The sequence below is a fragment of the Halopseudomonas xinjiangensis genome, assembly GCF_900104945.1.
GTDB lineage: Bacteria > Pseudomonadota > Gammaproteobacteria > Pseudomonadales > Pseudomonadaceae > Halopseudomonas > Halopseudomonas xinjiangensis.
Map to the genome: position 1 here is coordinate 1,191,691 of NZ_LT629736.1, position 15,622 is coordinate 1,207,312.

At 62.9% G+C, this 15,622-nt stretch carries 23 protein-coding genes; all 23 read left to right on the forward strand.

What is annotated here, in order from left to right; translation table 11 throughout:
- Positions 1-106: 106 nt before the first annotated feature.
- The 23 genes from BLT85_RS16945 to BLT85_RS05505 all read left to right on the forward strand — a co-directional run bounded on the left by BLT85_RS16945 (position 107) and on the right by BLT85_RS05505 (position 15,591).
- Positions 107-811: a phage antirepressor KilAC domain-containing protein gene (locus BLT85_RS16945; RefSeq protein WP_269432725.1), complete on the forward strand. Its 705-nt coding sequence runs from the start codon at positions 107-109 to the stop codon at positions 809-811.
- A gap of 26 nt (positions 812-837) precedes the next feature.
- The gene (locus tag BLT85_RS05400; protein WP_231701541.1) at positions 838-1,554 is read left to right on the forward strand and encodes a DnaT-like ssDNA-binding domain-containing protein; all 717 of its coding nucleotides are present in this window, start codon (positions 838-840) and stop codon (positions 1,552-1,554) included.
- A complete protein-coding gene (locus BLT85_RS05405) occupies positions 1,554-2,240 on the forward strand; it encodes a replication protein P (RefSeq protein ID WP_093392196.1) in 687 nt (228 codons plus the stop codon). Before BLT85_RS05400 ends, BLT85_RS05405 begins: the two co-directional genes overlap by 1 nt.
- A gap of 11 nt (positions 2,241-2,251) precedes the next feature.
- Positions 2,252-2,557, forward strand: a complete 306-nt coding sequence (locus BLT85_RS05410; protein WP_157718133.1) for a hypothetical protein — start codon at positions 2,252-2,254, stop codon at positions 2,555-2,557.
- Positions 2,554-2,823, forward strand: a complete 270-nt coding sequence (locus BLT85_RS05415; protein ID WP_093392198.1) for a hypothetical protein — start codon at positions 2,554-2,556, stop codon at positions 2,821-2,823. Before BLT85_RS05410 ends, BLT85_RS05415 begins: the two co-directional genes overlap by 4 nt.
- On the forward strand, positions 2,820-3,011 hold the full coding sequence (locus tag BLT85_RS05420) for a hypothetical protein (RefSeq protein WP_093392199.1): 192 nt from the start codon (positions 2,820-2,822) through the stop codon (positions 3,009-3,011). The genes BLT85_RS05415 and BLT85_RS05420 overlap by 4 nt, the downstream gene beginning before the upstream one ends.
- Entirely contained in the window at positions 3,008-3,280 is a 273-nt protein-coding gene (locus BLT85_RS05425; protein WP_093392200.1) for a hypothetical protein, read from the forward strand. Before BLT85_RS05420 ends, BLT85_RS05425 begins: the two co-directional genes overlap by 4 nt.
- Before the next feature lie 51 nt (positions 3,281-3,331).
- Positions 3,332-4,729, forward strand: coding sequence for a tyrosine-type recombinase/integrase (locus BLT85_RS05430; RefSeq protein WP_231701542.1), 1,398 nt, complete (start codon positions 3,332-3,334; stop codon positions 4,727-4,729).
- Positions 4,722-5,108 carry a DUF1064 domain-containing protein gene (locus tag BLT85_RS05435; RefSeq protein WP_231701543.1) on the forward strand — a complete coding sequence of 129 codons (387 nt, stop codon included), beginning with the start codon at positions 4,722-4,724 and terminating at the stop codon, positions 5,106-5,108. The genes BLT85_RS05430 and BLT85_RS05435 overlap by 8 nt, the downstream gene beginning before the upstream one ends.
- Positions 5,092-5,304: a hypothetical protein gene (locus BLT85_RS05440; protein WP_093392202.1), complete on the forward strand. Its 213-nt coding sequence runs from the start codon at positions 5,092-5,094 to the stop codon at positions 5,302-5,304. The genes BLT85_RS05435 and BLT85_RS05440 overlap by 17 nt, the downstream gene beginning before the upstream one ends.
- On the forward strand, positions 5,301-5,600 hold the full coding sequence (locus tag BLT85_RS05445) for a hypothetical protein (protein ID WP_157718134.1): 300 nt from the start codon (positions 5,301-5,303) through the stop codon (positions 5,598-5,600). The genes BLT85_RS05440 and BLT85_RS05445 overlap by 4 nt, the downstream gene beginning before the upstream one ends.
- Before the next feature lie 3 nt (positions 5,601-5,603).
- Positions 5,604-5,966, forward strand: coding sequence for an antiterminator Q family protein (locus BLT85_RS16985; RefSeq protein ID WP_093392204.1), 363 nt, complete (start codon positions 5,604-5,606; stop codon positions 5,964-5,966).
- A gap of 67 nt (positions 5,967-6,033) precedes the next feature.
- Positions 6,034-6,801 carry a hypothetical protein gene (locus BLT85_RS05455; RefSeq protein WP_093392205.1) on the forward strand — a complete coding sequence of 256 codons (768 nt, stop codon included), beginning with the start codon at positions 6,034-6,036 and terminating at the stop codon, positions 6,799-6,801.
- 253 nt (positions 6,802-7,054) lie between these two features.
- Complete coding sequence (locus BLT85_RS05460) at positions 7,055-7,429, forward strand: hypothetical protein (RefSeq protein WP_093392206.1); 375 nt, start codon at positions 7,055-7,057, stop codon at positions 7,427-7,429.
- Positions 7,426-8,139, forward strand: a complete 714-nt coding sequence (locus tag BLT85_RS05465) for a hypothetical protein (protein ID WP_093392207.1) — start codon at positions 7,426-7,428, stop codon at positions 8,137-8,139. Before BLT85_RS05460 ends, BLT85_RS05465 begins: the two co-directional genes overlap by 4 nt.
- A 116-nt stretch (positions 8,140-8,255) precedes the next feature.
- Positions 8,256-8,795, forward strand: coding sequence for a terminase small subunit (locus BLT85_RS05470; protein ID WP_093392208.1), 540 nt, complete (start codon positions 8,256-8,258; stop codon positions 8,793-8,795).
- The gene (locus BLT85_RS05475) at positions 8,767-10,719 is read left to right on the forward strand and encodes a phage terminase large subunit family protein (RefSeq protein WP_093392209.1); all 1,953 of its coding nucleotides are present in this window, start codon (positions 8,767-8,769) and stop codon (positions 10,717-10,719) included. Before BLT85_RS05470 ends, BLT85_RS05475 begins: the two co-directional genes overlap by 29 nt.
- Positions 10,716-10,922, forward strand: coding sequence for a primosomal replication protein PriB/PriC domain protein (locus tag BLT85_RS05480; protein WP_231701544.1), 207 nt, complete (start codon positions 10,716-10,718; stop codon positions 10,920-10,922). The genes BLT85_RS05475 and BLT85_RS05480 overlap by 4 nt, the downstream gene beginning before the upstream one ends.
- Complete coding sequence (locus BLT85_RS05485; RefSeq protein WP_093392211.1) at positions 10,922-12,451, forward strand: phage portal protein; 1,530 nt, start codon at positions 10,922-10,924, stop codon at positions 12,449-12,451. Before BLT85_RS05480 ends, BLT85_RS05485 begins: the two co-directional genes overlap by 1 nt.
- On the forward strand, positions 12,390-14,444 hold the full coding sequence (locus BLT85_RS05490; protein WP_093392212.1) for a ClpP-like prohead protease/major capsid protein fusion protein: 2,055 nt from the start codon (positions 12,390-12,392) through the stop codon (positions 14,442-14,444). Before BLT85_RS05485 ends, BLT85_RS05490 begins: the two co-directional genes overlap by 62 nt.
- Positions 14,445-14,501: 57 nt before the next feature.
- Positions 14,502-14,816 (forward strand): DUF2190 family protein, encoded by a 315-nt coding sequence (locus BLT85_RS05495; RefSeq protein ID WP_093392213.1) that lies wholly within the window; start codon positions 14,502-14,504, stop codon positions 14,814-14,816.
- Positions 14,816-15,133, forward strand: coding sequence for a hypothetical protein (locus tag BLT85_RS05500; protein ID WP_093392214.1), 318 nt, complete (start codon positions 14,816-14,818; stop codon positions 15,131-15,133). The genes BLT85_RS05495 and BLT85_RS05500 overlap by 1 nt, the downstream gene beginning before the upstream one ends.
- A complete protein-coding gene (locus BLT85_RS05505; RefSeq protein WP_093392215.1) occupies positions 15,130-15,591 on the forward strand; it encodes a hypothetical protein in 462 nt (153 codons plus the stop codon). The genes BLT85_RS05500 and BLT85_RS05505 overlap by 4 nt, the downstream gene beginning before the upstream one ends.
- The last annotated feature ends 31 nt before the right edge of the window (positions 15,592-15,622 follow it).

Below are 15,622 nucleotides of genomic sequence, written 5' to 3' on the forward strand. Positions count from 1 at the left end.
CGACGAATGGTCAGGCTGCGCGCGGGAAGTGTTTTGTGCAGGCAATAAAAAACCCCGGCTATTGGGTGACCGCCCAGCCGGGGCTTGTTACATCAGAGAGGTGATTATGAACACTGATGTCATGTTGGGCAATAGTGCGCCGGTGGCGTGGATGAGTAGCCAGGAGATAGCTGACCTGGTGGAGTCGCGGCACGACAGCGTGAAGCGGACGGTGGAGCGGCTGGTGGATCGGGGCGTTATATCCCAACCACCATTGGTGGATGGGCCGCGCTCCGGCAATGGGGTGGTGGTACAGGCGTATCGGATCAGCAAGCGCGACAGCTATGTGGTGGTGGCGCAGCTGTGCCCGGAGTTCACGGCGCGCTTGGTGGACCGGTGGCAGGCGCTGGAGGCGCAGGTGATGCAGCCGTCCGTGCCGCGCTCACTGCCGGAGGCATTGCGCCTGGCTGCCGACCTGGCCGAGCAGAACAACACGCTGCGGCTGGTGGTGCAGGAGCAGGCGCCACAGGTGGAAGCGCTGGCGCGCATATCCGCTGCGAGCGGGACGTTGTGCCTGACGGATGCGGCGAAGCACCTGGGCGTGCAGCGCAAGGCGTTGCTGGAGTGGATGCAGGCGAACCGCTGGATCTATCGGCGTGAGGGCGCGGCGCGCTGGTTGGCCTATCAGCCGCGGCTGCAGGCTGGGTTGCTGGAGCACAAGGTGACGGTGCTGGGTACCGAGGAGGATGGTGCGCAGCGGCTTGCGTCACAGGTGCGTGTCACGCCGCGTGGTTTGACGGTGCTGGCGCAGAAACTTGGGAGGGCCTGCTGATGGCTGGGGATTGGATCAAGTTCGAGATGGCGACCCTGGACAAGCCGGAGGTTTGCCAGATTGCCGACATGGCTGACATCGACGTGGATGCGGTGGTGGGCAAGCTGCTGCGGGTGTGGACGTGGTTCGACCAGCAGACGGCAGAAGGTAACGCTCCGAGCGTTACCAAACGGTTACTCGATCGTTTGGTTGGCGTTACCGGTTTCTGTGAACACATGAAAGCGGTGGGCTGGATGCATGAGGCGGAGGGCGTGATCAGCCTGCCCAATTTTGCCCGCCACAACGGGAAAACCGCCAAGAATAGGGCTCAGACGGCGAAGCGCGTGTCGCAGCACAAAACAGGTAACGCAAAAGGTAACGGTGGGAGCGTTACCAAAAGCGAAGAAAACGCGTTACCTAGAGAAGAGAAGAGAAGAGATATAAACCCCTCACACACACCGCGCGATGCTGCGGTGCCTTTTGCGATGTACCTCGACTGGCAACCCGACCCGAACACCCTGGCTGCGTACTGCCGCACCGCCGGCATGACTGTCGACCAGTTCACCCAGGAGGCGATCGGCCCGTTCATCTGCCACCACGAAGCCCGCGGTACGGTGAAGTCTGGCCCGGAGCACACGAGCGCGCTGGTTGCCTGGGTGAAACGGGACGCTGCGCGGGATGCCCGGGTGGTGCCGTTCGCTGGGCGCTCATCACGAGGGCCTGACCTCGATGACCGGGCCACCGGCTGGCTGGAGGAGCGCTGATGAAATCTGTGAACGCGTTGCTACCCGCCAACGGACAACTGCCGGTGATGCCTGCACAGACCACTGCGCCCATCCGTGCCGTGGACCTGCCGCCCGAGGTGAAGCGGCAGACCGAGCAGCTGATCAACCGAATGTTCGAGGAAATGCGGACGATCTTCACCGCCTGGAAACAGGCGTGGCCGACACAGGCGCTGTACCTGGTGGCGAAGGCGACCTGGACGCAGACGATGCTCGAGGAGGGCATTACCGATTGGGCGCAGGTGGAGCGGGCGCTGCGGGCGTGGCGGGCGGAGGGGGTCGAGTTTGTGCCGTCGCCGGGGAAGTTCTTCGCCCGCTGCTGGCCGACGCCGGAGGAGCTGGGAGCGCCTGGCACCGAGGCTGCGTACTGGGAGGCCCAGCGCAACAGTCACCCGTCAATGGCGGGTCATGAGCGCTGGAGCCACCGGGCGGTATTCCATGCGGCCAATGCGTGCAGCCGGCACAGCCTGCTGACCCTGCCTGCCGATGTGAGCCGGCTGAAGTTCGAGAAGGCGTATCAGGCGGTGATTCAGCGTATCGCCCGCGGTGAGGACTTGCCGGAGCCTGCGCCGTTGCTGCCGGCCGATGTGAAGCGAAAGGGTGACCCGGGCAAGGCCCGTGAGGCCTTGGCGGCGTTGCGGGCGGCTGTGAGCGGGGTGGCGGTATGAGGGAGCGTGAATTGCTGGAGCTGGCGGCTAAGGCGTATGGAATTGGACCGGTTATAGGCTTCGAAGACGGGCAACTGGTGATCGGCCCGATTCGCCAAAGGCGATATTGGGGCCCGCTCAACCAAGACGGCGATGCGGCGCGACTCGCTGCCAAGCTGAACATGGATGTCTCGTTTCGCGGGGAGGGCGACGAGCGAGTCGTACAGGTCAACGACACGATCATGTTCGTGAACAGCGACCTGGCTTGCGGAAACGAAATGAAGGCCTACCGAGAAGCGGTAGTTTCCGTCGCTGCCGAAATCGGGAGGTTGTTATGAGTCATCAGTTCAAGGCGGGGGATTTGGCGCTGACGCTGGTTGAAAACAAGGACTGGCCGGCGGGTTGCGTCGTCAGCTTGTATCTCTTCGTCCCAGAGGGCTCGACCGTTCGCGCTCCAAACGGGGTGTTCCATATGGATCGGGCCTGCTGGGTGTGTACCCGGGAAGGGCATGACTACGCCCAAGAATATTCGCCGAATCAGCTTATGCCCCTACGCGGCGACTTCCAGCCAGAGCGCGAAAAGGCGCAGGAGGTGCCGGTATGAGCGAGATCGAGATCGAGCGGCGCATGCAGCTGGACCTGCGCGGAGCGGTGCAGGAGAAGATTCAGCGTGGCTACGAGATCGTCAGCCGCGACCCGATCAGGCTGCGCCGGGTGGGCTGCGGGACGCAGTACGAGCTGCGCGGCAGAGTGCTGATCCAGATGCCGGTGAGCGAGACGACTGATGCATGACCGAGGAGGAGCGTTGTGCGGTACGCGCTGGCTGCAATCTGGCGACCCTGAGTGCCGCTGCGAAGGCAGCGCTGACGCAGGAGAGGGCAGCCAGTGCGGAGCGGCAGAGGTTGATTTACCAGCAGGCGGAGCGCTTGCACCGGATGAAGCGCAACAGCCTGAAGATTGAGCCAGAACTGGCCAAGTTGGGCGATCTGGAACCGGCCGTGCGCCGGCACCTGAAGAAGCTGATAGGAGCGGGACCGAATGGAGCAAGCCAGGGCAGTTGAGGGAGAGGCTGTTGAGCGCAAGACGGAGTACGCAGGGGTGACGATTCTGCGGTGGTTTGGGCTTTCGCTGGTTGGTTGGGTGGTGTTGGCGGGGCTGGCAGTGGTGGTTTGGGGCCTGTTGGTGCGGTTGATGTTCTGGTGGTGCAGCTGATGGCGTGTGTAGCGGTGGCGTTGAGCGATGCCGAGATCAAGCGGCAGGCGGAGGGGAGTGCGGCGGAGTTGCGCGACCCTCGGCATACGGGGCTGCGCTTGCGGTTCAGGCAGGATCGGGCCGGGGGCAGCTGGTTTCTGATCAAGGCGAAGAAGTGGCACAAGCTGGGCACCTGGCCGGAGTTGCCGGTGAAGACGGTGGTGGGGATGTTGCCGGAGGTGCGGGCGCGGTTGGCGGCGGATCCGGGGGCGTCTTTCGGCTCGTCGCAATGGCGGACGGTAGGCGAACTGCTTGAGTGGTACCGGGAGCGGTCCCAGCGTGACCGTGGGCTGTCGGCCAAGCGTCGAGCGGGCATCAAGTCGATGGTGGACTGCCACATGCTGCCGCGTCTGAAGGACGTTCTGTTGGCCGATCTCGACCGACCTCTGCTGGACCGCAAACTGATGTGGCCGCTGCAGGAGGAGCTTTCGCTGTCTTACACGCGCCAGGTGTTGCGAGCGCTGAGCAGCGCCTTCAAGCAGGCATTGCGGCTGCAGCTCATACCCAGCAATCCGCTGGACGGGGTTCGCTTCGTGGACTTCGTGCAGACGAAGGTGAAGCCCAAGGCGGCGCGGTTGCATGCGATGGATGTGCCGCGTCTGCTGCTGACGCTTCAGGACCTCTGGGATCGGGACCGGCAGGGCGCTCTACTGGCGCTGATGATGCTCTGCCACGGCACCCGGATTGGCGAGACCCGTCAGGCACGCTGGCGGCACATCAGCCTCAGCGACCGTGTGTGGATCATCCCTGCCGAAGTGACCAAGACCCGTACGGAGCATCAGTTGCCACTGACGGCGCAAGTCTGTGCGCTGCTGGAGCGGTACAGGGATGGCCTTGGTGCGAGACACAGAGATAGCGCATTTGTGTTTCCAGCGACTCCCGGCAAGTGCCTCAGTGAGAAGGGTGCCAGCGAGAAGTTCTGCCAGATGACGGGGGGCAACTGGTCGAGCCACGATCTGCGCAAGCTGGCCCGGACCGGATGGGCAGAGCTGGGCGTGGATTACCTGATCGGCGAGATGCTGCTGAACCACCAGATGAGCGCGATGGCGCGGACGTACATCCAGACCAGTGCGGATACCTTGAAGCGGGAGGCGCTGGAGAGGTGGCACGAGTGGTTAGATGCGCGGGGCTTCACCGCCGTTCATGGGTTGATCGACGGAGACAATGCGGATTGCGCTTTTCCTGCCGAGGCCGCATTGCAGAAGGCCGCGCAACGCAATGCCGCGTCCGCAATAGTGGAGGTACAGACGCATGGTTAAGCGCTGGGCGTCGGTACCGAAAAGCGCTTCGAAGGCCTCAGCCGGCAAGGTCGCCATACAGGCGCTGGGGCGACTCAAGCAAGGCCAGATGAACAAAACCGAGCAGGCTTATGCGGCGCACCTGGAGTTGCTAAAGGCCTGCGGCGAGGTGCTCTGGTACAGCTTCGAGGGTATGAAGTTTCGCCTGGCTGATTCAACCTTTTACACGCCTGACTTCCCGGGGATGCTGGCTGACGGTCACATCGAGATTCACGAGGTGAAGGGCGTCTGGACGGATGATGCCCGGGTGAAAATCAAGGTAGCGGCAGAGCTGTTCCCGTTCCCGTTTGTTGCAGTGAAGAAGGCGAAGACGGGGTGGGCCTATGAGCGCTTCGAATAAGCGGATCCAGTGGGAGCGCGTCGAGCCGGGCCTCGATGTCTGGGAAGCGGCCGGCGGTTACCGTCGCGAGCGGTATCGTCTGCGGGAGCGTGAAATATTCATCGTGACATGCCAGCGTGACGGCGGGTATTTCTTCAGCCATGACCCTGACGATCTGGACAAGTGCGTGCGCATCCACATGGAGGAGCACCAGTGAAGCGATCAGGGCCGGACTTGATGCAGCAGGTGACGATGCCGGAGCGCTGCGAGACCTGCAAAGGGCGCGGGGTGGTGCTCGGTGTTTTTCATGAACTGGACTGCCAGCCGTGCGAGGGGATCGGCTGGCTGCCGTCGGCAGGCCGCGATCTAGCCGTTGAGCTGGGCCGTATGTTGACGAAGCTGTATGCACACAATCGGCTGCTTCAAGCGCAGATGCCGCAACCAGCGGGTGCCGAAAGGGATTACCAAGCCAGCCCACGCGATGGCGCGCGCGGGCACTACACAGGGGACTGAGCCATGACCAAATGCGACGCGGAAAACTTGCTGCAGAACTGGGGCCGCTGGGTGTGGTATCAGGCTGGGGTTCCTACATATACGAGCCCCCTTTACGCGCTTATGCGTGACAACGTTGCTCAGACTTCAGCGCCAACCCCGGCTATTACCGACGACGAGGCGATGCTCGTAGACTCGATCGTGGCCAGAATGTGGCGTCGCGACGCGCAGATGGGAGACTGCGTTAGAGTTTACTACTGCACTGGGAGGTCGATGCACTCCGTCGGAATACTGCTTGGTCTGCCGAGGCTCAAAGTCCGAGAATTACTAGTTGCCGGAAGGGCTTACGTCGAGGCATGCCTCGACATGGCAGTCGTTGCCGCGTGAACTGAGTTGACTAGATCGAATACATCAATTAAGAAATCGGTTCGCGAACTCATCCAAGGAAAGGAATATGAAGCAAGGTCTAATCGCTTGTCTCTCTGCTGGATTCATCGCGGGGTGTGCTAGTCAACCACAGCTTACGAGAGACGAAGCGGCAATCGCTGCTGTGGACGCTAAGATCCTCGCTGCCCAGCAGCGGGATATCGAACCAGCCGACACGGGACGGACGCCTGCTGTTGGCTCGTTGCCAGACGTCGCAGTTCCACAGTCGACGGGTGGGGGCGGTGCCGATAGCAAGACCGTAGAAGACCTGCTTGCCGAACTCCAAACAGGCAATGTGGCGCTTGCTGCGGTTTTCCCTAATGCGGTATCCGCGGAAACCGACTACGCCTCCAGTTTGACTCCGCTCGACACTACCTTGAAAGTCAATCAATATCTGGAGCCCTGCGACACGTTCTTCGGAACCAGCAAGGTAGAAGCCGAAAACGGCGTATCGACCAGCTTGGTTATTACCGGAGTCGGGCTGGTCGCGGGGACTATGATTACCCCAGCACTATTAGCGGCGGCCCCCGCCGGAAACGCTGCATGGATCGCCCTTTCCAGCGGGCTGGCCGGAGCTTCCGCGGTAACCGTCAATGCGCTCGATGCTGCTGGTAAAAGTGGTAAGCACGGTTATGACTCGATGAACAAGGTGCGGCAGGAAATTAAGGGGCATGTGGCAGTCGCCATGAATGAAGCGAAGAAACCTTCCGAACGGCTACAGGCCGCGGCTGAGGCGGCGGTAGCGTGTAAATACCCGCTTTATCACGTGCCAGAGTTTAAAGTTGAAGACGGTTGATTTGTTAACAGCATTAACGTAGTTTTGCTTCATCTTGCGGTTTTACCGCTCAGGAACTCGAAACCCGGCCACCGCGCCGGGTTTTTTGTTGCCCAAACGTGCCCGCCTCGTGCGGGCATTTCTGTTTCTGGCTCCTGCACCTCTTCTCAGCTCCGAGCGGATAGATGCGTGACGGGAGCCAGGATCTACTTCCACGCGCTACGGACGGCCTGACAGCCACGCCTGGGAACACCCACCTATGAGGACGAGAGAGATGAGCGAGCCGGCTACTACAACTGCTGGCGGGCTGGCCCTGTACAAGATTGCGGCTTTCTGCGGCGTATTCGCGGTGCTGGCAGCGATCGTAGTCATGGCCATGACCATGCCGCGCAACCCTCGTGAGTACGGGGTTGCTCTCGTCTGTACCGTGGTGTCGGGACTCGCTGGCGGCGCGTTCGTCGTGCGCTGGTACGAGATGGCACATTGGGCTAATGACTACCTGGGCCTTGTCGCCATCGGAGGCGTGATCTTCGTGTGCAGCCTGCCGGGCTGGGTTTTGGTGCGCGCCTACTTCGCCTACGTCGAGGCGCGCAAGGAGCTGACCCTGCTCGAGCTGATCGTCGAGATCAAAGGGGCCATCTGGAAGTGATCAACATCGTTCCTGTCGGGTTCGCTGCAGCCCGCAAGGAGCTGGCCCGGCAGGAGAAGCAGATACCGTTCGCAACGGCCTTGGCGCTGACGCGGACGGCTCAGATCGCCGAGCGTGCGATCAAGCAGGAGATGGAGTCGGTGTTCGACCGGCCCACACGTTGGACGCTGAATAGCCTTCGCCTGATCCCCGCCAAGAAGACCAAGCTTCAGGCTCGCGTCGACCTGAAGGACGAGGCAGCCAAGGGCGTTCCTGCTGCACGCTGGCTGAACCCGGAGATCAAGGGCGGGCCGCGTCAGGACAAGCGCAGCGAGAAGCTACTCAGGGCGCGCGGGATCCTGCCCAATGACAAGTACATTGCCCCGGCTAAAAGCATGCGGCTCGATAAGTCGGGCAACGTGAGGCTCGGACAGATGCAGAAGATTCTGTCAGGGCTGGGTGCGCAGTTCGATCGGTACCAGAACAGCACCGACAGCGCCCGCAGCGCGGCCAACAAGCGCAAGTTCTTCGTCATGTATCAGGGCGATAAACCGCTCGGCATCGCTGAACGCACGAGCAGACGCAACATCAAGCTGCTGCTGGCCTTCGTAAGCCGGCCCACCTACAGCAAGCGGCTGGACTTCTACGGCATTGGCGATCGAGTGGCAGTGAAGAACCTGCCGATCGAGATGCGCAAGGCCTTCGAGCAGGCGATCCGCACTGCTCGCTAACTACACCAACCAACGCGTCGCGGGTCCTCCTGAGGGGGTACCCCGGCTGCGGGTAATTCGAGGCCCGATGTTTCGCTTCGTATGAGGTTTTTCTGGGGCGAGGTTGTTGTTTCGAAATGACCAAATCCGAACCCAAGAAGCAGCGCGGCTGGCTGAACAAATCCGAGATGGCGGCGAGCCTGGGCATTTCCGTCCAGGCCTTCGACAAATGGGGCGTCGAGCCGGTCGAGCGAATCGGCCGCGAAGCGTTCTACAACTGCCGATCCGTGGTCGCCAATCGCCTCGGCCGCGCCGAGGAGAAGCACCAACCGCCAGGCGACGAGGACCTCGACCCGCTGGCCGAGCACAAGCTGACGCAGGAAAAGCTGCGACTGACCGCGGCTCAGGCTGACGGACAAGAGCTGAAGAACGAGATCACCCGGCGCAAGTCGGTGCCGACCGAGTTCGCCACGTTCGTGCTTTCGCGCCTGGCTGCGGAGATCGGCTCGCTGCTGGACACCTTGCCGCTGACGCTCAAGCGCCGGCATCCCGACCTTGAGACGCGGCACATCGATTCGGTTCAGCGCGAGCTGGCGAAGGCACGCAACCGGGCCGCGACATTGGATGATCGCCTGCCCGGATTGCTGAATGAGTATCTCGACACCGCAGATTCATGAGTTCGCCGGAGCGATCCGACTCGGGCTGACGCCCTTGTCACGTCCGCTGCCGATGACTCCGGTGGAATGGGCAGATGCTGATGACGGTTTCTACCTGTCCAGCGAGTCGAGCTACCAGGAAGGCAAGTGGGAGACCCTGCCGTTTCAGGTCGCCATTCTGAACTCGATGGGCAACGACGAGATCCGCACTGTCAACGTGATCAAGTCTGCCCGGGTCGGTTACTCGAAGATGCTGCTCGCGGCATCGGCCTACCAGATCGAACACAAGCGCCGGAACATCCTGTTGCTGCTGCCAACCGATGGCGCCGCGCAAGGGTTCATGAAGGCGCACGTCGAGACCATGATCCGCGACGTGCCGAGCATCTACGCTCTGGCGCCGTGGTACGGCAAGAAGCACCGGGACAACACGCTCGACACCAAGCGCTTCTCACACTCGAAGCAGCTCTGGTGCCTGGGCGGCGCCGCGGCGAAGAACTACCGCGAGAAGTCCGTCGACACCATCATCTACGACGAGCTGGCTGCATTCGAGCCGGACGTGGAGAAAGAGGGGAGTCCGACCTTCCTAGGTGACAAGCGCATCGAAGGCTCGACCTTTCCGAAGTCGATCCGGGGCAGCACGCCAAAGATCAAAGGCACCTGCCAGATCGAGGCCGCCGCCAGCGAGTCTCCGCATTTCTTGCGACTGCACATTCCCTGTCCGCACTGCCGGGTAGAGCAGTACCTGAAGTGGGGCGGGAAGGATTGCAGCTTCGGCATCAAGTGGGATGCCGACCGGCCGCAGGATGCCTGGTATGTGTGTGAGGCGAACGGCTGCGTAGTCCAGCAGCACGAAATGCAGGATCAGCACGCCGCGGGCCGCTGGGTTTGCGAGAAAACCGGCATCTGGACCCGTGACGGCATCGACTTTTTCGACTCCGAAGACGAGCCGATACCCACGCCCGAATCACTGACCTACCACGTGTGGACGGCCTACAGCCCGTTCACCACCTGGGGGCGCATCGTTCTGGACTTCTACAAAGCCAAGGACGACATCAGCAAGCTCAAGACCTTTACAAACACCACGCTCGGCGAGACCTGGGAAGAAGACCGGGGCGAGAAAGTCGAGTGGGAAATGCTCTACGGCCGGCGCGAAGTCTACCCGCAAGTGCCCACCCGCGCGGTGGTGCTGGTAGGCGGAATCGATACGCAGGATGACCGGTATGAAGGTCGCGTCTGGGCGTTCGCACCAGGTGAGGAAAGCTGGCTCGTTGATCGCTGGATTCTCAACGGTGACCCGGCCAGCGACGAATTGCGGCGCAAGGTCGGGCTCAAGGTTCACGAGCTGTACACCCGGGCGGACGGCGTACCGATGAAAGTCGAGCGCTGGTGCTGGGACTCCGGCGGCCACTACACCGATGAGGTGTACGCAGAGAGTCGCAAGCATGGCGTGCACTGGGTGATCCCGATCAAGGGCGCCAACGTGTACGACAAGCCGATCGCCAGCTTCCCGCGCAAGCGCAACAAGGACCGGGTTTACCTGACCGAAGTCGGTACCGACAACGCCAAGGAACTGATCTACAGCCGCCTCCGGTTGCAGCCGCTGCCGAACGAGGCAGTGCCTGGCTGCGTACACCTGCCTGCCAATGACGAGATCTGCGGCGAGGACGAGCTCAAGCAGCTCACCGCCGAGACCAAGCGCCTGAAGATCGAGAAGGGCCGGCGCGTGTATCGGTGGGATGCCGGCGGGCGCAGGAACGAAGCGCTCGACTGCTTCGTGTATGCGCTGGCTGCCCTGCGCATCAGCCAGCAGCGCTACGGGCTGGACCTCGACGCGCTGGTTGAAGCAGTGCCGGCCGCGGCGGCCGAGCCAACACCTACACCCAAGCAAGCGGCCCCGGCAGCGGGGAGCTGGCTGCAAATTGACTCCGGAAGCTCCTGGCTATGACGATCGCTACCGACATGCTCGACAAGTACATCGAGGCCGAAGTGGCCGTGCTCGAAGGGCGCACCGTCACCTTCGGTGGTCGCACCCTGAGCATGGCCGACCTGAACCAGATCCGCGAAGGGCGCCAGGAGTGGGAGCGCCGCGTGCAGGCTGAGAGCACCAAAGGCCGCAGCAGCGGGCCGGCGCTGGCGAGGTTCGACTGATGAACATCATCGACCGATTGATTGCGCCGTTCGCCCCGGGCGCGGTTGCTCAGCGCCTGGCCGCGCGGCGCTTGATTCAGGCTTACGAAGCCGCCAAACCCAGCCGCACCCACAAGGCCAAGGGCGAGCCGCACAGCGCTGACCTCGCCATCAGCCTCGCTGGCAAGTCGCTGCGCGAGCAGGCCCGCTGGCTGGACGAGAATCATGACCTGGTCACCGGTCTGTTCGACCGACTGGAGGAGCGGGTCGTGGGTGGCGCAGGCATTGGCGTCGAGCCGCTGCCGCTGACTCTCGACGGCGAGGTCCATCTGGAATTCGCCGCTCAGATCAAATCGGCATGGGCTGAATGGTCGCTGCGGCCCGAGACATCGGGCGAGCTCAGCCGCCCGCAGATGGAACGGCTCGTGTGCCGCACCTGGCTGCGCGATGGCGAGGCCCTTGCGCAGAAGCTACGCGGTCGCGTGGCCAACTACGAATACAAGACCAGCATCCCGTTCGCGCTGGAGCTGCTGGAACCCGACTACCTGCCGCTCGAGTACAACGATCCGAGCCGCGGCATTTTGCAAGGCGTCGAGCGCGACGCATGGCGTCGTGTGCGCCGGTACCACCTGCACAAGTCTCACCCCGGCGACATGCAGGGTTACTACCAGGACACCAAGCCGGTCGAGGCTGACCGCATCATTCACATCGCGTATCGCAAGCGCCTTCGCCAGAACCGCGGCGTGCCGCTGCTGCACGCCGTGCTGATTCGCCTGGCCGAGATCAAGGATTACGAAGAGTCCGAGCGCGTCGCCGCGCGCATCAGTGCCGCGCTGGCCATGTACATCAAGAAGGGCGTGCCGGACCTGTACACCGCGCCGAAGGACGGCGCCGAGCGCCGCAGCTTCTCGATTGCCCCCGGCATGATCTTCGACGGCCTGGAGCCGGGCGAAGACGTCGGCATGATCAACAGCAACCGCCCGAACCCGTTCCTCGAAGGTTTCCGCAACGGCCAGCTTCGCGCCGTGGCGGCGGGTACACGCAGTGCGTACTCCACCGTTGCGCGCAGCTACGACGGCACCTATAGCGCGCAGCGCCAGGAGTTGGTCGAGTCGCAGTTGGGGTACGACCAGCTGCAGCATGACTTCGTCGACTACTGGTGCCGCCCGGTCTACCGCGAATGGCTAAGCATGGCGATCGCCTCCCGCGAGATCGTCGTTCCTGGTGACGTGGACCCGCTCACCGCATACGCCGCCGTTTACCAAGGACCGGTGATGCCGTGGATCAACCCGGTGCACGAAGCCAATGCCTGGGAGACGTTGGTCGAGGCTGGCTTCTCCGACGAGGCGGAAGTCGCTCGTGCCCGTGGCCGCAACCCGCAGGAGCTCAAGCGCTCCCGCGCCGCTGAGATCAAGACGAACCGGGAGCAGGGGCTGGTGTTCAGCTCCGACGCCTATCACCAGTACTACAGCAAACAGGAGGCGCCCAATGCGCAACCACAGGATGGCGGTGCTGCTGGCACCGATGGGAGCCCTGACGGCGACGAATAAGCCTGAGCAGAGCTGGTACACGATTCACGCACTGGCACGCGGCCAGGCCGAGGTGCTGCTGTACGACGAGATCGGCGCATGGGGCATTTCAGCCCAGCAGTTCGCGCGCGACCTCAAGGCAATGGGCGACCTGTCGTTGATCAGCCTGCGGATCCACTCGCCTGGCGGCGACGTGTTCGAAGGCACCGCAATCTACAACCTGCTCAAGCATCACCCGGCCCGGGTCGAGGCGCATATCGATGGGCTGGCCGCGTCGATGGCCTCTGTCATCGCTATGGCGGCCGACACCATCTACATGCCCGAGAACGCCATGATGATGGTGCACAAACCTTGGGGCATTCAGGGCGGCGACGCCGACGACATGCGCCGTTATGCCGAATTGCTGGACAAGGTCGAGGGCACGCTGGTGCAGGCCTACGTCAGCAAGACCGGGCAATCAGAAGAAGACATCAAGGCCTTGCTCAAGGGCGAGACCTGGATGACTGGCCGCGAGGCCGTAGAGGCCGGCTTTGCCGACCAACTCACCGAGCCGCTCGCAGCTGCAGCTCAGCTCAAATCAAAACGCATGCAGGAGTTTGACCACATGCCCGAAGCACTGAAAGCCCTGATGCAGCCGCGCGCGCAAGGTCCCCAAGCGCCCGTTACTGCTGAACCGATCGCGACCGCTCCGGTTGCTGCCACTCAACCCCCGGCACAGCCTGCCGTATCCGAGGCGGACATCCGCGCTCAGATGCAGGCCCGGGAAGAAGCGCGCCGCGCTGGCATTCGTGCTGCGTTCGGTGGCTTCAGCGAAGGCCACTCGGCACTGCTCAACGAGTGCCTGCTGGACATGAACGTCACCGCCGAGCAAGCCAAGGACAAGCTCCTGGCCAAGCTGGGCGAGTCCACCACGCCGAGCGCCGCGGCTACCAATCCGAACGTCATCATCCACGCCGGCAACGGCAACCTAGTTGGCGACTCGGTACGCAACGCTGTCGAGTCTCGCGTGGGGCTGGTCGCGGTTGAGTCCGGTAACTATTTCGCAGGCATGAGCCTGATGGAGCTGGCTCGCGCTTCCCTGAGTCATCGCGGCGTCGGCATCGCCGGCATGGACCGTAACGGCATCGTGGGTATGGCGTTCACTCACAGCTCGAGCGACTTCGGCACGCTGCTGGCAGACGTAGCCCGCAAGTCGATGCTCAAGGGTTTGGAAGAGGCGGGCGAGACCTTCCAGCAATGGACAGGGAAGGGCACGCTGACCGACTTCCGTCCGGCTCAGCGCGTTGACCTGACCAGCTTTCCCAATCTGGACAAGGTTGCCGAGGGCGCCGAGTACAAGTACGGCACCGTGGGCGATCGCGGCGAGCAGATCATGCTGGCCACCTACGGCAAGCTGTTCAGCATCACCCGCCAGGCCGTGATCAACGACGACCTGTCCGCCATGACCCGCGTACCGCAGATGATGGGCCGCGCTGCCATTCGCACTGTTGCGGATCTGGTGTACGCGGTGCTCACCAGCAACCCGGCCATGTCCGACGGCAAGGCGCTGTTCCACAACGACCACAAGAACCAGCTCGCCGCCGGTTCGCTGTCGGTCGGCCGTATCGACGAGGCCAAGAGCGCGATGCGTCTGCAGAAGGACGGGAAAGCCGCCCTGAACATTCGCCCGGCTTACCTGCTCACGCCGGTGGCGCTGGAGTCGACTGCCAAGGCGCTGCTCGCTGCCGAGTTCGATCCGGCTCTGGCTGATGCTCGCGTGCCGAACCCGATCCGCGGACTGGTTGAGGTGATCTCCGATCCGCGTCTCGACGACGCATCGAAGACCACCAGCTACATGACCGCCAGTGCATCCATGTACGACACCATCGAGGTTGCGTATCTGGATGGCAACGACCGTCCGTACCTAGAGCAGCAGCAGGGTTTCACCGTCGACGGCGCGGCCTTCAAGGTCCGCATCGACGCCGGTGTGGCGCCGCTGTCCTGGCGCACCATGGTCAAGCTGGCCGGCAACTAAGGCCCGCAACGCCCCGCCTCGGCGGGGTTTCTTTTTCGCCAATCGGAGAACGATCTCATGGCTAAGAATTACGTTCAGGACGGCCGCGTGCTGTCCTTCACCGCCCCTGCGGGCGGCGTGGTATCGGGTGGGCTGTATGCCATCGGCGCGCTGGTTGTCGTCGCGGCTTCCACTGCGGCAGAAGGTGAGCCCTTTGAAGGGCACACCGGCGGCGTATGGAACGTGCCGGCTGCTGCGGGCCTCACTGCCGGCGCGGCGGTTGGTTTGCTGGATGGCGAAGTGGTCGCGGCTGCTACGGCTGAGGCTGTTGCCTGCGGCAAGCTCGCCACCGCAACCGCTAGCGGCACTGCTGACCTGCTGTTGATCAACTGATGAGCAGCAGGTTCAGTCGGGCGGTGGGGCGCCTGAACAGCGTGGCCGCTGCCCGGCTGGCCGATGCGCTGGGCAGCTATCAGCACCAGTCCATTCTCGTCAGCAACATCCCGCTCCAGATCGATCGCGGTGTCAGCCTGGAAGGCGCCGAAGGCGTGTTTCGAGCCAGCACCGTGGCGATCACCTGGCCTGTGTCGAGTCTTGGGGCGGTGGACCGTGGCGGCCTTTTCATCCTCGACGGCGAGCGCTTCATCGTCGAGGACGAAATCGCCAACGACGGGCAGTGGATCACTGCAGCCTGCATGGAGCAGCGATGAACATTCTGTCCGAGGCGCGTAAGGCGCTGATTGCCAGGCTAGAGATGATCACCGTAGCAAACGGGTACCGGACTGACGCCGGCACCAACGTGCGCTCCGGCTGGTTAAACGAAGTGCTGGCTTCAAGCAAAACGGCCCTTCCGTTGATCGTCGTCAGCAAGGCGAAAGGTTTGGACCCGGAGCCGGGCGCGGGGGTGATCAAGACGTTCTGCGGCTTCAACATCATCGGCGCCGTGCAGGCGGGCGTCGACGATTACGAGGATGCGCTGGACGACCTCGAGCTAGATATCCTGCGCTGTGTGGGGCCTGTCATCGGCGCCCACATTCGCTGGGCCCCGCCGGGCGTGTGCGGTCTTTCTCTCGGCCCGGCGGAGCAATTCCCGCCTGGCGCTGGCGAGCCTGCCGCAAGCGTACTGGTACCCGTTTATTTGCACGCAGTGGTCAGGACTGAAACCTGACCGACACGAAGCCCGCACCTGCGGGTTCTTT

Bases quoted from the DNA above. Each gene is read 5' to 3' on its own strand.
- BLT85_RS05435 (WP_231701543.1), top strand. From the start codon at position 4,722: ATGGTTAAGCGCTGGGCGTCGGTACCGAAAAGCGCTTCGAAGGCCTCA.
- BLT85_RS05475 (WP_093392209.1), top strand. From the start codon at position 8,767: ATGAGTATCTCGACACCGCAGATTCATGAGTTCGCCGGAGCGATCCGA.
- BLT85_RS05425 (WP_093392200.1), top strand. From the start codon at position 3,008: ATGACCGAGGAGGAGCGTTGTGCGGTACGCGCTGGCTGCAATCTGGCG.
- BLT85_RS05495 (WP_093392213.1), top strand. From the start codon at position 14,502: ATGGCTAAGAATTACGTTCAGGACGGCCGCGTGCTGTCCTTCACCGCC.
- BLT85_RS05505 (WP_093392215.1), top strand. From the start codon at position 15,130: ATGAACATTCTGTCCGAGGCGCGTAAGGCGCTGATTGCCAGGCTAGAG.
- BLT85_RS05490 (WP_093392212.1), top strand. From the start codon at position 12,390: ATGCGCAACCACAGGATGGCGGTGCTGCTGGCACCGATGGGAGCCCTG.
- BLT85_RS05485 (WP_093392211.1), top strand. From the start codon at position 10,922: ATGAACATCATCGACCGATTGATTGCGCCGTTCGCCCCGGGCGCGGTT.
- BLT85_RS05400 (WP_231701541.1), top strand. From the start codon at position 838: ATGGCGACCCTGGACAAGCCGGAGGTTTGCCAGATTGCCGACATGGCT.
- BLT85_RS16985 (WP_093392204.1), top strand. From the start codon at position 5,604: ATGACCAAATGCGACGCGGAAAACTTGCTGCAGAACTGGGGCCGCTGG.
- BLT85_RS05460 (WP_093392206.1), top strand. From the start codon at position 7,055: ATGAGCGAGCCGGCTACTACAACTGCTGGCGGGCTGGCCCTGTACAAG.
- BLT85_RS16945 (WP_269432725.1), top strand. From the start codon at position 107: ATGAACACTGATGTCATGTTGGGCAATAGTGCGCCGGTGGCGTGGATG.
- BLT85_RS05405 (WP_093392196.1), top strand. From the start codon at position 1,554: ATGAAATCTGTGAACGCGTTGCTACCCGCCAACGGACAACTGCCGGTG.
- BLT85_RS05440 (WP_093392202.1), top strand. From the start codon at position 5,092: ATGAGCGCTTCGAATAAGCGGATCCAGTGGGAGCGCGTCGAGCCGGGC.
- BLT85_RS05420 (WP_093392199.1), top strand. From the start codon at position 2,820: ATGAGCGAGATCGAGATCGAGCGGCGCATGCAGCTGGACCTGCGCGGA.
- BLT85_RS05500 (WP_093392214.1), top strand. From the start codon at position 14,816: ATGAGCAGCAGGTTCAGTCGGGCGGTGGGGCGCCTGAACAGCGTGGCC.
- BLT85_RS05480 (WP_231701544.1), top strand. From the start codon at position 10,716: ATGACGATCGCTACCGACATGCTCGACAAGTACATCGAGGCCGAAGTG.
- BLT85_RS05470 (WP_093392208.1), top strand. From the start codon at position 8,256: ATGACCAAATCCGAACCCAAGAAGCAGCGCGGCTGGCTGAACAAATCC.
- BLT85_RS05455 (WP_093392205.1), top strand. From the start codon at position 6,034: ATGAAGCAAGGTCTAATCGCTTGTCTCTCTGCTGGATTCATCGCGGGG.
- BLT85_RS05415 (WP_093392198.1), top strand. From the start codon at position 2,554: ATGAGTCATCAGTTCAAGGCGGGGGATTTGGCGCTGACGCTGGTTGAA.